Origin of the sequence: Clostridium estertheticum subsp. estertheticum (assembly GCF_001877035.1) — a bacterium.
GTDB lineage: Bacteria > Bacillota > Clostridia > Clostridiales > Clostridiaceae > Clostridium_AD > Clostridium_AD estertheticum.
In genome coordinates, this window is the sequence record NZ_CP015756.1 from 2,119,271 (window position 1) to 2,134,970 (window position 15,700).

The 15,700-nt window shown below is 29.6% G+C and carries 15 protein-coding genes; all 15 read left to right on the plus strand.

From position 1 onward, the window contains the following. The first annotated feature begins 75 nt into the window (after positions 1-75). From A7L45_RS09660 to A7L45_RS09730, 15 genes are read left to right on the plus strand one after another with little or no spacing between them, the layout of a single operon-like run. Positions 76-510, plus strand: a complete 435-nt coding sequence (locus A7L45_RS09660; RefSeq protein ID WP_071612583.1) for a J domain-containing protein — start codon at positions 76-78, stop codon at positions 508-510. A 20-nt stretch (positions 511-530) separates the two neighbouring features. After that, entirely contained in the window at positions 531-1,103 is a 573-nt protein-coding gene (locus A7L45_RS09665) for an FHA domain-containing protein (RefSeq protein ID WP_084647421.1), read from the plus strand. Between the two features lie 14 nt (positions 1,104-1,117). After that, complete coding sequence (locus A7L45_RS09670; RefSeq protein WP_071612584.1) at positions 1,118-1,621, plus strand: FHA domain-containing protein; 504 nt, start codon at positions 1,118-1,120, stop codon at positions 1,619-1,621. A gap of 12 nt (positions 1,622-1,633) precedes the next feature. Beyond that, positions 1,634-2,479, plus strand: coding sequence for a PP2C family protein-serine/threonine phosphatase (locus tag A7L45_RS09675; RefSeq protein ID WP_071612585.1), 846 nt, complete (start codon positions 1,634-1,636; stop codon positions 2,477-2,479). 20 nt (positions 2,480-2,499) lie between these two features. Beyond that, a complete protein-coding gene (locus A7L45_RS09680) occupies positions 2,500-4,284 on the plus strand; it encodes a PP2C family protein-serine/threonine phosphatase (protein ID WP_071612586.1) in 1,785 nt (594 codons plus the stop codon). A 9-nt stretch (positions 4,285-4,293) separates the two neighbouring features. Further along, a complete protein-coding gene (locus A7L45_RS09685) occupies positions 4,294-5,568 on the plus strand; it encodes a normocyte-binding protein (RefSeq protein ID WP_071612587.1) in 1,275 nt (424 codons plus the stop codon). Beyond that, positions 5,565-6,260 carry a hypothetical protein gene (locus A7L45_RS09690; protein WP_071612588.1) on the plus strand — a complete coding sequence of 232 codons (696 nt, stop codon included), beginning with the start codon at positions 5,565-5,567 and terminating at the stop codon, positions 6,258-6,260. Before A7L45_RS09685 ends, A7L45_RS09690 begins: the two co-directional genes overlap by 4 nt. 21 nt (positions 6,261-6,281) lie before the next feature. Further along, entirely contained in the window at positions 6,282-8,858 is a 2,577-nt protein-coding gene (locus A7L45_RS09695) for an Hsp70 family protein (RefSeq protein WP_071612589.1), read from the plus strand. 18 nt (positions 8,859-8,876) lie between these two features. Next, positions 8,877-9,659: a hypothetical protein gene (locus A7L45_RS09700; protein ID WP_071612590.1), complete on the plus strand. Its 783-nt coding sequence runs from the start codon at positions 8,877-8,879 to the stop codon at positions 9,657-9,659. Between the two features lie 43 nt (positions 9,660-9,702). Beyond that, positions 9,703-11,142 carry a hypothetical protein gene (locus A7L45_RS09705; RefSeq protein WP_071612591.1) on the plus strand — a complete coding sequence of 480 codons (1,440 nt, stop codon included), beginning with the start codon at positions 9,703-9,705 and terminating at the stop codon, positions 11,140-11,142. A 48-nt stretch (positions 11,143-11,190) separates the two neighbouring features. Then, positions 11,191-11,817 (plus strand): hypothetical protein, encoded by a 627-nt coding sequence (locus tag A7L45_RS09710; RefSeq protein WP_071612592.1) that lies wholly within the window; start codon positions 11,191-11,193, stop codon positions 11,815-11,817. Positions 11,818-11,829: 12 nt separating this feature from the next. Further along, on the plus strand, positions 11,830-13,269 hold the full coding sequence (locus A7L45_RS09715) for a phage baseplate assembly protein V (RefSeq protein ID WP_071612593.1): 1,440 nt from the start codon (positions 11,830-11,832) through the stop codon (positions 13,267-13,269). Between the two features lie 46 nt (positions 13,270-13,315). Next, positions 13,316-14,419, plus strand: coding sequence for a pentapeptide repeat-containing protein (locus A7L45_RS09720; RefSeq protein WP_071612594.1), 1,104 nt, complete (start codon positions 13,316-13,318; stop codon positions 14,417-14,419). Next, the gene (locus A7L45_RS09725) at positions 14,416-14,934 is read left to right on the plus strand and encodes a hypothetical protein (protein WP_071612595.1); all 519 of its coding nucleotides are present in this window, start codon (positions 14,416-14,418) and stop codon (positions 14,932-14,934) included. Before A7L45_RS09720 ends, A7L45_RS09725 begins: the two co-directional genes overlap by 4 nt. Then, positions 14,935-15,690 (plus strand): DUF4280 domain-containing protein, encoded by a 756-nt coding sequence (locus A7L45_RS09730; RefSeq protein WP_071612596.1) that lies wholly within the window; start codon positions 14,935-14,937, stop codon positions 15,688-15,690. Positions 15,691-15,700 lie beyond the last annotated feature (10 nt).

The window sequence follows — 15,700 nt, forward strand, 5'->3', positions numbered from 1 at the left end:
CACGACCATTGCACCTGTATAAGTTAAATTTTAATAAAGACTTCTCTATGAGATTTTAATAAGGTGAGGAAATACATGAAGAATTTTTATGAAATATTACAGGTTTCACCTAAGGCAACTAAGGATGAAATTAAAAAGGTATATAGAGGTTTGGTTAAGAAGTACCATCCAGATACTAATATTAATGATAATACCTTAGGTGCAAAGTTCCAAGAAATTAATGAAGCTTATAGCATTTTAAGTGATGAAAAGTTAAAAAAGCAGTATGATGAAAAATTGTATAACATTAAACAGAATACTAGTAAACAAAATAAGAATACTGAAAGTAAAGGCAACAAAAAAGATAATAGAAATGTAGACAATAATATGGAGAATATTCATAATAAATTCGAAGAATTTTTTGGGTTTAGTGCTAATACTGATAATGTAAAAAAAGACTTTCTTCATGAGAAAGAAAAAAATCCTATTGATACAAGCCAATTATTCAACAACTTTTTCAAAAATAAATAGAAGTAACGGAGTGAATTACTTTGAATAATTTAAATTTAAATAATAAAAAAGAGAATAAAATGTTGTTAGCAAGTATGGGGATAATAAATTTATCTATAGGTGTAATTCTTTCGCTAGTTTGTGTTTTACTTTTTATAACAATAAAGTCAATGTTGATAAAAAGTATTCTTGCTACTGTAGGAGTAGTAATTGCACTTATAGGTTTTATAAGGTTATTTCAAAAACATTATAAAAAAGATTTAACAAATGTATATTCAATTAATGAAATAGCGTTAGTGAATGAAGAAAATGAAATTATTAAAAGATGGGAAACTTCAAAAAAAACAGGAATAATTATAGGTAGAAATACTAATCAAAAGAGAGTAGATATTGATTTGAGTGAATCGATATATTCAAATTTCATTGAAGAAGAACATGCAGTAATAAATTTTGCAGGAGGAGTATGGTATTTAGAAGATATATATTCTGATAGTGGCGTAAGCATAAAAAGGATAGAAGATGGCAAGTTATATAGATTAGTAAATAATAGTCCCTGCAAGGTAAGAAAAGGGGATATATTATTTATTGGGAAAACAAAGCTTTTACTCAGATGAAATGGGGGATATAAATGGGCCTTACAAGATGTAAAAATGGACATATGTTTAGTGAAAGACGATATGGAACAGTATGCCCATATTGCAATATAGAAACCGCATCAAAAGCAAATAATGAGTCTAAATTGGCAGAAAAATTTGATGTTGAAACTGATCTTTTATATCAGGAAATTGAACCACTTTGTGGGTGGCTTGTATGCATTGAAGGAGCAAGAGTTGGAAAAGATTATAAGATAAAAACTGGAAAGAACTTTATTGGAAGAGCAGATGATATGGACATACAGATATTGGGCGATAACAATGTATGTAGAAGGAATCATGCAATAGTTGTATATGATCCAAAGAAAAAAAACTATGTGTTATTACCAGGAGAATCTTCCGGAATAGCATATCTCAACGGAGAAGCAATTTATATACCAGTTCAATTATCAGGGTATGATGTTATCGAGCTTGGTAAAAGTAAATTTATTTTTGTTCCCTTCTGTGGAGATAACTTTGAGTGGGAAGATAATGGTTAGAGGTAGCTTATCATGATAGAATTTGCTGAAAAAAATTATTATATGGTTGTTCTTATTTTATTAATTATAATATTAGTTCTAGTAGGCCTAAAAAATATACTTATAAAAATAATAGATAAATCTTATATAAAAATAGAAAGCGCAGCAACAATTGGGAACGAAGAAATTTATGAGGATCATATGGAAACTATATGTTCGCCACAGGGAACTCTAGCTGTTTTAGCAGATGGGCTAGGCAAAAATGAAGCAGGTAGGATATCAAGTATAACTACCATAAACACATTCAGAAGACTATTTTTGCAGCAGTGGAATGGAGAAAAAACAGAATATTTTTTTAACAGAGCATTTAATGAAGCAAATAGTGAAATTTTAAGAAGAGTAGATAACAATCAAGGTGGAGCTAGTGTAGTAAGTGCAATAATAGTAAACAATTTACTTCATTATGGACTTGTAGGAAACGCAATGGTAGCAGTCTATAGAAAAGGTGAGTTATTTAAATTAAGTGAGGGACATACTGTTAATGTACTTGCAAAAAATGAATTTTATAAAGGTAAACTTACAAAAGAGAAAGCATTGTTAGGATTAAAAGAAAAAGGGCTATTAAATTATCTTGGACAAGATGATTTTAAGGATATTGAAATGTTAGAAAAACCAGTAGTACTTAAAAAAAAGGATATTATAATTCTTATGAATAAAGGAGTATATAATTCATTAACTTGGATTCAAATAGAAGAAATCTTAAAAAATAATAAAAAATTAAAAAACATGGCAAATGGGATAATACAGGTTGTTAAGAGTAAAGAAAAAATCAATAAGGAAAACGGCAGTATTATACTAATGAAATATATATATAATTAATTAGTTTAGGGCGTGAAAATATGAGAAAATTAAATTCAGACTTTAAAACAAATTTTATATCAGAAGCAGGTACACTATTACAAAATAAAGATTATTTCGCTTTTGTAGAATTAGACAATTATGCATGTTATGTTATAGCAGACGGTATAGATGATGACTTAGAGTTAGAAAGTGCAAAAATAGCAGTTGAAAGTATTATAAGAAATTTTACTGAAAAACCTACAATTAGAAGAAGAGATATAACCAATTTTTTTAAGCAGGCAAATGATGAACTGATTAGTCAAAGCAATAATGTGAGACTGAAAGCTTCTGTTACAGTTGTGATTACAGATTATACGAAGGTTGTTTACGGCGTTGCCGGTAATTCAAGATTTTATTTGTATAGAGATGGGGTTATAAGATATAAAAGCGAAGATCAATCTTTAACTCAAATGCTCACAGCGAAAGAAGATATACCTCTAGATAAAATAGCAAAACATAATGAAAGAAATAATTTATATTGTTATTTGGGCCAAGAAAAATTATATTCACCATACATATCTAAAAAAATTAAATTAATTAATGGTGATATTATATCGCTATCAACAAGAGGTATTTGGGAAAATATTGACGAGCAAGAATTGGTGGATGCGGCTTCAGAGTCAAAAGATCCAAAAGAATTAGCTGATAATGTTGAAGATATGCTGTTGTCAAAGCAACTTGAACATATTGAAAACTATACAATATCATTAACATTTGTTGATAAAGTATTTATAAATCCTAAAGACAAGAAAAGGCTTAAAAAAATTCTTATGGTGGCGATCCCAATTATTATAATTTTAATAGTAATAGGTGTAATGTTAGGAATAAGTAGAAATAAAAAAATAGATAGTATAAGCGAAATGAACGCGCACAAGAGTAGTGGGATACAATACACCACTTATGGGAATATAAAAAAAGCAAATGAAGAATACAAAGCTGCTTTTGATATAGCAAATAAATATAAACTTAAGCCGGAGAAAGATACTTTGGATAAATATTGTAAACTTACAGAGACAATTATGGATGCTGATGATAAGTTAAAGTCAAGCAAATATGATGAGGCATTAGATAAATATATGATTGCTTTAGGACAATCGCATGATATAGATAACAGTGGAACAAAATATATTTTGGAGAAGATAGGAATAGCAAGAAATTCAATTAAAGTAACAGATTTTCTAACTTTAGGTGATAAAAACGCAGATCTTGGAAATATTAAAGACGCAGAAAGTTATTATAAACAGGCGAAGGATTTAGCTATAGATAATGACATGAAAGATGAGAAGAAAGAAGCAATGGATAAGTTAGATAAACTTTATGCTAAAAAAGCTGTAGTACAAGATAAAGCCGCAGTAGCACAGGCAGCAACGCAAAAGAAAGATGATGATCAAAAGAAAGATGATGCAACTACTGAAACTAAGGCTATAGAAAATATTAAAAATGGTGATTTAAGCTACAGCACTGGCGATTATGTAAGTGCCAAAATGTACTATGTTATGGCAAAAGAAATGTATGATCAAATTAAGGGAGTAAGTTATTCCAAAGAATTAGCACAGAAAATATATCTTATGGATCAAAAGATAACTGAGCTCGCAACGCAGAGAGCTAAAGCAGATAAATATGTAAAAGATGGAGATCAAAAGTATATAAGTGGGGATTTGAGTGCTGCGAAGGTACTATACATCTTAGCTAAGAACATATATGACAAAGAAGGGATAGAAGCAGAGGCTAAGAGTGTACAAGCAAAAATAACTATAATAGACACTGCCAAAACTTCAAAGTAAGGTGAAAAAATGAATGATAAAATATACCAAAAACTAAATAGTATTGATAATTTAAACGATAGGTTATTGTTAAAGAAGGTTTTAAATGGTGTGTTCATTTCACTAGAGGAATATTCTAAGTCAAGATATGATGACTTAGAAAAGAGAGTATTTAGTGAGATAGAGTGTTCCAAGGGAAACTATAATGTCTATAGTAACATACAAAAAAGGCAAGAAATAGATCCGACAAATCAATTTCTATGCCCCATTTTACCTGAAGATATGGAAGAAAAAGTATATGATCCAAAAATTATTTTAAAGTATCTAACCAAAAACAAAGAAGTGTTGATGTTTAAGGTATTTCTAGAATGTGATTACTTAATATATAGAGATATTATTCGGGAAGAAAAAATATTTAAAGGAACTATCGAAACTGAAGAAAGAAGTTATGAAGCAAATTTCACTTTGAAAAAGAACACAGAGTATTTAGCGAAAGTAACTCAGTTGTATAAAAACTTTATTGATAATAATGTACCTTGGTCAACATTGAATATACCATATATTTCAAAAATAGCTGATGTAGTTTTATTAAGTTGCGAAGAGGAAATTAAGGAACCTATAAATAAGATATATGTAGATTTTGGGGAATATACTAAATTCGTTATATACGATATGATTCCACTTTGGAATGTGAAAAAGCTGTTATTGAAAAGTACGGGGTTTCCAATGCCGTGTGAAGATACTATTAATTATGAACATGTTATCTCTTTAGAAAAATATGGAGCGCAGCATGGATACTTGGTTCAAAATAGTATGTGTCAAATGAGGTATGGGATTCATACTAGAGACTCTCTAATAATATCTTCAGCGGATGCAGAATCTAAGATTTGGAATGTATGTCAAGTAATTTCGCCATGTAGTGCAAGGATGGAAAAATATAATTATGATATAATGTCAAACGCTAGGAATTCAAGCTTTATAAATAGTTTCGCTGCCAAAAATTCCAGTAATATAAAAACAAAAGCGGAGTTAATTAGAATTATTAATTCTTTTGAAGTATCCAACCATTTAGAATTTCATTATTTAAAATTAGTGAATAAATCAATAAAAATGGATGCTGAAACCTATGATATGAATTATTTTATAATTGATGAAATACGCGAGGATAACATTAAAAAAGTATTAAAACTATATTTTAAGGCAAAAGACAAAAATTACTATTTAACGCGGGATATTCTAAGTTTCTTAGTGTCGGAAGTTCAACTGCTATACCCAGAATACAAATGTATGGGAATATTAATATGAATTATATTTGGGATATACTCTTAAAAGCTGATAAACAAAATATATTAAGGGAAAATATAAAGTTTGTACCGGCAAAAGTATATAGTCCCTATATGGAAATTGCCTTTGAAGACCTTAATGCAAATTCACTTCCTAGTGATAATACTATTGAAATAAATGCATATTATAGATTTCAACACATTTTTGGTGAGTTGCTTGATGTTAATTTTGATGAAAGCAAAGAGTTAATAGAAACATTTTTTGATATAGTAATACACTTTTTGGCTGAAATAGATCTCATGCAAGGATTATGTAAAAATGAGTATTACAAAAAAATTATCATGAAAGATATACGTAATGGTTCTTTTGGTTATGAATTATCTGAGAATATAAATGAATTTAATAAAAAAGAAATAGATTATTTATTGAGTGGGCTAATTACTTTATATGTTACTGGAGAATCATTACATTTATTTAATAAGATAATACGAAAAACATTTACAAATAATATAGTATACATAAGTAATGATCATAATAAAAAGCTGCTAATTTATTTAGCAAAATCAAAAACACAAAAATTAAAAAGAAAAATAGATGTAATAATAAATCTATTTCTACCTATAAACATGGATGTTACTATATATTGGGATAAACATTTTGGTATTGTTGGCATTGATAAAACTATGAAATTAGATGGAATAGTAATAAATTAATCTAAAGTTAAGGATGATGATATGAGTACACTTTCATATAAGTTGCATAAAGACAATTCAAGGGGTCAATTTCAAAATAATAAATATAAAGAAAAAGAGCTTAGACTTATGACCACATTTCAATTAAGAGAGATATGTTATAAAGAAAAGTTGGTAAAAAGCATTATTAATCCTTTAGATAAGGACGAGCTAATAAGGCTTATTATGAGGTATAGAGGTATAGAAGAGAGCCTTTTTATTAGAAAATATGATAAAGATGGTATGCAAAGAGTGCAAGATTTTTTAAAAAGAGCACAAAAGCTTATATTAGATGAGAAAAACGTACAATGCCCAGCTAAAATCACTATTTATGACTCTCTAAATACTGAGGTTTTTGATGATTATAGAGTGAATTGCAATAACAAATTGGATGAGTCAAATATGATTTTAGTAGATAACAAGTTCGAGGTATGTACTATTTTTAATCTTGTAGCAGTTAGGGAAGAAAACGAAAAAAAATACTATATTGTGAAAGATGGAGAGATTCCTGGTATGGAGTCAAAAAACAAGCATTACAGTCTTTTATATTTCGAAAAAGCTGAGTCCGAACTACTCTATAATATTTATTATGGAATTGAAGAACTTAACCCAAAACATGTTAAGTTTTATTCTATGTCTATATTACAATTTGAAATTCAGAAAATGAAGGATACAGATATACCACTTGCTATAGATTTTGGTACATCTAGCACAACAGCGGGCACCTATATAGATAATGAAGCAAGTTTCGTTAAAGTCATAGATGTTGCTAAGGAAAATTTGCAAGTTACCTTTTTAATTCCAAGTATAGTAGGAATTAAAGCTATAGAGGATCATAACATTGAATATATCTTTGGATATGATGCTGTGAAAACATCTAAGATAAGCTATATAGATGATGGACTTAGCATATTTTATGATATTAAAAGATGGGTAAATGACTTTGAAAAAATGGAAAAAGTCATAGATATCCATGGCAAATGGGCATTTGTTAAGAGAAAAGATATTATAAAAGCGTACTTAGAATATGTTATAAATCTAGCAAAACAACAATACAAATATAATTTTAAAAATATTCATATATCATCACCCGCAAAGCAAAAGTACAAGTTTTACATGTTATTTAAAGAGATATTACAAGATTATGTAGTAGAAAATGAAGACACCTTAGAAGAAGGTGCAGCAGTATTATTTAATACAATATCAGAGCTTATTGAAAGTAAAAAGTACATTGATGGTGAAAAATATAAGGCTCTTATTATAGATTGTGGAGGGGGAACTACAGATTTAACATCTTGTAACTTCACAATATATAACAATCGAGTGTCCTATCAGATAGATATAGAAACTGCTTATGAAAATGGTGATACAGATTTTGGTGGAAACAATTTGACCTTTAGAATAATGCAATTTATAAAAATACTAATGGCGAGAGAACTTATGAAAGATAATGGAGATATTAGAAACGTTATTTTAGAAGAATTTGATGTAGATGTTTTTAGATTTGTTGATGAGAATGGAGTATTAAAAATATATGAAAAACTCAGCCAGGAGTATGAAAATGTGGAGTCAATAATACCCACAAAATTCAAAGAATATGAAGATAAAAGCCGTGAGGATTATTATAAGGTAAAAAGCAATTACTATTTTCTTTTTGATCTTGCTGAGCGCGTTAAAAAAGAATTTTTTAATAATCCAAGCCTCCTAAAAGTACTTCTAACATCGCAGCAAAAGCATAATATAGAAGGAACGGTTATTGGATTTGATAAATGGAAATTATCATATATGAACAGCGGTTTATTAGAAACTGTAAAGGAACCACCAGAAATTGAGCTAAACATATATGAGGTTACGGTACTCTTAAAGGCAGATATATATAATATAATAAAAAAGTTTTTAGGAAAATTATATGATGAGGATAGATTATTTGATTATTCGATAATAAAATTAACGGGACAATCATGCAAGGTTGAAATCTTTAAAGAAGCATTAAAAGAATTCATACCTGGAAAAATAATTCAATTTAAAAGAAATAAAAAAGATGGGAAAGAAAATTATGATTTAAAACTTTCATGTCTCAGAGGATCACTTAAATATCTGCAGGCAAAAAAATATGGATATGCAAATATTATGCTTTCCAGTAAAATGCCTACATTGCCTTATGTCATAAGTGCATTCACTCACACTGGAGAAGAAAAAATATTAATTCACAGTGTAGATAGAAATAGGGCAAAGGGGACTATATCACGGTTTATGGAAAGAATAATCCTTAAACTATACCTTAAAGACACAAATGATTGTACAAGGTATGAATATAGTTATGAGGTGAACCCTGAAGACTTTGAGCGCATTGTTCCTGAGGAAGTAGTTAAAATGTACCCTGATGTAATTACGCAGCAAGATACAGACAACATCGTAAATGATGAAGTGAAATTCTTCGTATGGGCAAGAGAAGAAGAGTGGGGCTTTTCTGTACTGTCTGTGTTAAGAAAAGATGAAGGGCTACTTATGGGAAAAGAAGCGTTTTTCTCCTTTGAAAATGATGAATGGGAGACAAATTTCTTCGATGGTCTAAAATAAAGGTGAGGAGGGGATAACTTGTTTTTCAATACATATCCTTTATTTAACAAAGGTAGAATATTAAAAATAGAAATGTTAGAGCAGTTAAGAGATCTTCCAAGGGAGTTTATGGATATACGACTTGCACAGTATTCTAGTGGGATACTGTCTGGATGTAGCATAAAAGCAAACAAGGATTATATTATTGTGGACAAGGGGATAGTTAAGCATAATGATATGATCTACATGCTAAAGGAAGAGTGTATTATTCCATATTACCGTACAAATAATACAGTAATATTAAAAATTAAGTTTTCAGATGAGACAAGGGATAAGGATTTTATTAAGTGGGAAGCTCAAATATATATAGATGACAATTTAGATAATCAGTGCGATGAAATTGAATTATGCAGATTTAACGCAAAAACAGGAGCTATTCTTAGAACTGATTATGTCAGTTTTAAAGATATGTCAACGCAGTATGACACTATAAATATTATAAATAGTCCATTTGCAGCATATGAGAAAAGCAGTCTATCACCAATTATTTTAAGATATTTTGCAAAAAAAGCTTTTCAATATAATCTAACCAATGCCTTAGATATATGTTTTTGTATGCAATGTATGCAATCACAACAGGTAGTAGATCGGGACTTGTTATTAAATTATATAGCAAGCCGTCTAAAGCTAGAATTAAGGGATTATTCAAATGAGCAGATTTATGAGAATTTATTGATAATACTAGATGAAATAGAGGGCGGGAGAAAAAACGCTAGTAATAAAGGTAGGATGGGTTATAAAAAAATAGTAGTTGATGTATAAATAAATTAAAGAATTAATAACTTTATAAGAATGGAGGGGTATTATGGCTACTAATGTCATTGCTTATGATAATTTAGAAATAAGTGCATTTGAACTTAAGTATCTAAAGGAATTAAAAATAACTAATTCTATTAATAATCATTCAAAGTTAGAGTTAGTTGGACTATTACCAGAAGATAAAGGAGAGACTTATATATATTCTACAGAAGAAAATACTCCTATAGAAGTGCATTACAAAGATGATAAAGGAAATAAAAACTCTATATTTAACGGAATTATTTCAAGTGTAAAGGTAAAGGCCAATAAGGATGTATATTATTTGTATGTTGAAGCTTATAGTTTCACATATTTAATGGATGTAGTTAAGAAAAGCTGTTCTTTTCAAGATGTAAATATGACTTCTCATAAGCTTGTAAAAAGTGTTATAGGTTTATATAGCAATGCAGATGTAGTAATGAATATCCCAAATGTTCCTATTGGAGAATTTATACTTCAATATAAGGAAACAGATTGGGAATTTATTAGAAGAATTATATCAAAATACAATCAAGGATTGTTCTCAGAAATACAGACTCCCAATATAAAGTTATTTTGTGGTGTTCCAGAAAATTTAGAACAGCAGGATTTAGAAATAAATAGTTATAATGTATACAAAGAAATTGATACCTATGAAGAAATGAAAAAAAATTATCTGTTAGATGCAAACGAAACAGATTATATAATATATGAAGTTCAAAGTCATAAAATATTAAAACTAGGCAGTAGTATTAACTTTAAGAATTCATCATTTTATGTGAGCTCTGTGTGTAATGAATTAAAGCAAGGTATTTTATGTAATAAATACAAACTTCAAAATAAACGTGGATTGAGACAAAATAGATTATTTAATCAAGAAGTTATTGGTATTTCATTGGATGGACAAATAATTGGGGTTAAAAGAGATAGGGTACAGGTAAGTCTTAAAATAGATGAGGGCCGGGATTCTGGGAATGCTTATTGGTTTCCATACTCTACAATAGCAGGATCACCAGATGGTGGAGGATGGTATTGTATGCCTGAAATAAGTGAGAAAATAAGAGTGAATTGTCCAACTAAAGATGAAAAACGTGCATTTGTAATTAATGCGATAGCTACACATAGTGCGGATAAACCAGATGAAAATGATAGAATGTCAAATCCTGATAATAAATCTTTGAAGACTGATTCAGGGCAAGAGGTTAAATTTACTCCAAATGGGGTACTGATCGAATGTAATGGAGGACAAGCTAGAGTTAATTTAAATAATGATGGAACAATTGACGTTATAGGACAAAAAAATATTAACTTAGCATGTGCTAAAGGTCTATCTTTGAGAGCAGAAAATCAGCTCTCTATTAGTGCAGTAAATGGTATTGATATTCTATGTGAATCAGGAAGTAACATGATAATGACAGAAGGCGATGAAATTTTATTGAATGGAACTAGAGTTCACAATAATGGATAAGAAATATATAATATGAGGTCAAAAGGTATAAAAGGAGTGCAATTTTAAATGAGTAATATAGATGAGAAAATAGCAAAACTAAGGTTAGAACAAAGAATGCAAAATGAAAGAGAAGAGCATGAAAAAGTAGCACAAGGTACAAAACAGGATACTGAGGAAAGCATTAATGAGATTACCCTTGAAGACGTAATAACGCAAATAGAGACTGGGAAAGTAACTCTAGAAGGAGAAACATTCAATTTTAAAAGAGCGCTATTTCTAAAAGGTAAAATAAACATTCCTATGCCTGTAGAATGGTTTGTTGAGCAAGTTAACACTCAAGAAGGAGTTACATTAGTAAATGAATCTTATGGTGTGAGTTTTACTGGAAGTTATATTAGTAAAGGGGCAGAAAAAAAAACCTTTGCTCAATTTAAAAAAGGAATGGAAAAAGGATTTAAAGATATGGAGCTTTATTTAGAATGGCTAGAAGAGGGTGAATGTGGAGAAGGAACTTCTAAAATATCTTATGGAACTTACAAGACGCCAACAGGTAAAGGTGAGCTTTATAATTTGATTTTTTATAGAGAAAAGAAAGGATCGGTATTAGTTGGCAATTACAATTGTTTTTATAAAGATATTAATATCTGGGAGCTTCTTATAAAAGCTAGTATAAAGTTGATGAAAGTTAATTAGGAGGGGGAGGAAATGGGAGATGATAAGGTGGAAGTAATTGTTTATGAAAACCTTAGGGTTAATGGATACAATATAGAATCAATTAAGAACCTTAAGATAACAACAACTATTAATGATCATGCAACTTTAGAGTTGACTGGAGTTTTAAAAAATGAGGAAAAAGATAAAGATATTAATTTAACTACTGAAAACAAAACTATTGAAGTCTATTGTACTGGAGATAAAGATTTAACTTTATTTTATGGCGTGGTGACTAATATAAAAATAAACGTAGATAATGAAGTTTACAGTATTAATTTGCAAGCAAAGAGTATGTCTTATCTAATGGATATAAAAATAGAATCTAGATCATTTCAAGATGTAGGTATGACAACACAGATGTTAATAAATCAAATAATGGGTGACTATGCGTCGGCAAAGTATATTGTAAATATACCAAATGAACCAATGAAAGAATTATTAATTCAATATGAAGAAACAGACTGGCAGTTTATAAAGAGAATAGCTTCCAAGTATAATCAAGGAATATTGCCCACAAAAGATTACAAAGGCATTCAATATTATATAGGTGCTCAAGAACAAAAAAAAGAGTTAAAGACACAAAATATAAGTTATGAAGTTTTTAAGGAAATAATAGATTATCAATATATGTTACAAAATCACCTCCAAGATGCAAAGGAAATAGATTATATATCTTATAAAATACAAAATCATGAAATATTGAATTTGGGAGATAACATACAATTACAAAATCAAAGTTTTTATGTATATGAAGGTATTTATGAAATGAAGGATGGTATCTTAGAAAATACCTATAAACTAAGAATAAAAAATGGAATAAGACAAAAGAAATTATATAACACAAAAATAATAGGAACTTCCATTGAGGGGAAGATTATTGGCGTTCAAAACGACCTAGTAAAAGTACATTTGGAGATAGATAAATCTCAAGACGAAGGAAAAGCTTATTGGTTTAAATATTCCACAATGTCTGCCTCAAAGGATGGAAGTGGATGGTATTGTATGCCTGAAAAAGGCGATAGTGTAAAAGTGTATTTCCCAACAAAAGATGAAGATGAGGCCTTTGTCATTAGTTCGGTAAGTGGATATGAGGTTGGCCCAAGTGGTGGGGAAGATAGAATGGGGAATCCAGATGATAAATATTTAAGAACAGCGCAGGATAAGGAAGTAAAACTCACACCAGAAGGCATTTTTATCTCATGTAATAGTGGACAGGCAGAAATGAGCCTTAAAAGTGACGGAACATTGAGTGTTGTGAGTCAAAACAATTTAAATGTACAAGCGAGTGAGAATATAAAAATTGAAGCTAAGAAAAGTTTTTTAATAAGTGCAAAAGAATCAATCACCATTGCTTGTGACAAAAATGGGGGACTAGATTTTGATAAAGAAGGTCAAATACGCGAAAAAGGTACAAAAGTAAATAATAATTAAACTTCGCAGGAGATGATTTAATCTTATGATATTAGGAGGGGTTAAGGTGAATAGAGAAGAATCTATAAAGGATTTTAAAGAACACTTTGTTAAAGGATTAATGGAGGAGTACAAGACTGAATTTCAAGAAAATTTAGACAATAATCAAGAAAAATTACGAGGACTTCTAATAGAAGGCATGATAGATATAAATGACAAGGCAAAAAAATACCAAGGGAAAAATGAGAATTATAAATTAGCGGTACTACAATTCGAACTCCTCAGGATTAATATATTAAATGAAAGCTATAAAATATTGATCCATGGATACAGTAGTTTGTGGTACCTTGATAAGAACTCCATCTATAAAGAAATTGATTTGAAATTTTTATTCGAACCATTTATAAAATTTAAGGGAAAATTAATTCAAGCGAAAAATATTTATATGGGAAAGGTAAATTTCTATGATATTCAAGAAATAATCTTCGAGCTAGTAGTAGAGTGTTACAACAGCATGTCAGAACTTGCAAGAATATGGTTATGGAACTTAGATGAGGAAGTATGGGTAAAAAACGGGTCATTTTCAGATATGTACACAGTAAAATGGAGTGAATATCAAGGCCAAAGTGAAACAATATTTGCTATGGATAATAGAGAGAAGATAATGAAAGACCTTTTAGAATTAAAGAAAGTATCTGAGGAAAAATTGCCATTAGTTTATTCTGTATGGAGCAACAGCAATTTAGAAAATGGTGATTTAACAAAACAAAACATGTTATTTATAAATTTCAAGGCAAGTAAATTAAATAACATAGACTTTTCAGAAAGTAACATAACTACAGCTCAATTTAAGGATACCAATATAAAAAAGTGTGAATTTAAAAGGTCAAAATTAATAGGAACATCTTTTGAGTATGCAAAGATCGAGGGTTGTAATTTTGAAAATGCAGATCTTAGAGCAGTAGATTTTAGAAAGTCAATTTTAAAAGATATAACCTTTAAAAATGTAGACCTTAGAGGTTCAGACTTTACTGGAGCAATCTTTAATAATGTATCTTTTGAAGATGCCAGTGTAGAAGAGGTGGTTTTTAGTGAACAGGATGTGCCATTTTTATATTTAACTCCGGAGCAACTTCAAACTATATATATAACTGGAGGAATAGAAGAATGAAGTACTATATTTTAAAACAAGATAGAAATCTTGAAAATGCAATTAAATTAGTAGACTTTAATAATAGTCAAAAGATGATGTTACTAAAAGATAATGAAAATGATTTTAAAGATATTACAAACATGCCTGTGAGTGGAAAAGAATTTAGTGTTTATCCAGAATTTTTACAAGCGCCGGTATTACTTGTTTCAGATGAACTTCATGAAATCTTTAAATGGTATGAAAATACAATAATATATAAAACAGTAGTATTTACCAATATGCAACTAAAAACTCAGAAGATTTATAAGTTAGTGTTATCAGATTTGTTAGAGGTGTTAAGTGAGAAGACAACCTATCTTAAGAATGGTGATATAGACAAAATAGTATTAGATAGTAATAAAATAGGAGTTTATAATATATTTTCAATAAAAGCAGGGTTAGGAGATTATTTTATAGTTTCATTAGATGTAGTAGAAAGTATATTAAAAAGAGATTTTACTGGCATTAAGTTTGAAGAAGTGGAGGTGATATAAGTGGCAAGTGAAAATGAAGAAAAATATGGAACAGTTTTAGGAACAGCTAAATATGAAGCAGAAAAAAGCGTAACAGATACTGTTGAAACGGTAAAGGGTATGGGTACCTTAGCAAGCAATTTAGGGGGGTACCTAAAGAGAGATGTTGGAAATGCATGGGATTCTCTTAATAAATCACCAGAAGAAAAGGCAGCAATAAAGGAAAAAAAGGATGCAGAGGATGCGAAAGTATCAGCTGAAGCAAAAGCTGCAGTTGATGCAGAAGCAGCTAGAATAAAAAAACTTCAAGATAGTTATATTACACATACAGCAGTTATTCTTTGTAGTTATGCAGCACGTGAGAGTTATCTTGTTGTTCCTACAAGTCATGGAGAACTTATTCATGGAATTCCGCAGTTAAATGTAGGGGATAGTAAACCTAACATTAATGTGCGAAGTTTTGGAGTGTGTATGAGCCCAAAGAACCCCAGTGTACAAGCAGCTGCTAAAAAGATAGTAGCCGACATAAAAGATAAACCAAAAACTTTTACGGAGAAGGTTATGGATTTCTTTTCCAAACCTCCAAAAGTGGAAATAGGTAAAGATTTAGTGGAAATGTGTGCAGGTGTATGCAAGGCTCAAATATTTACAGATTGGATTGACGGTAAAAAAGATGTCCTTATTGACGGTAAACCAGCATTACTTGGAAGATGTAAGCTCCAATGTGGTTATGGTGGAAAAATTAAATTTTATACAAGTGGACAAAGAGAAGAGTAAAAGGAAGGAG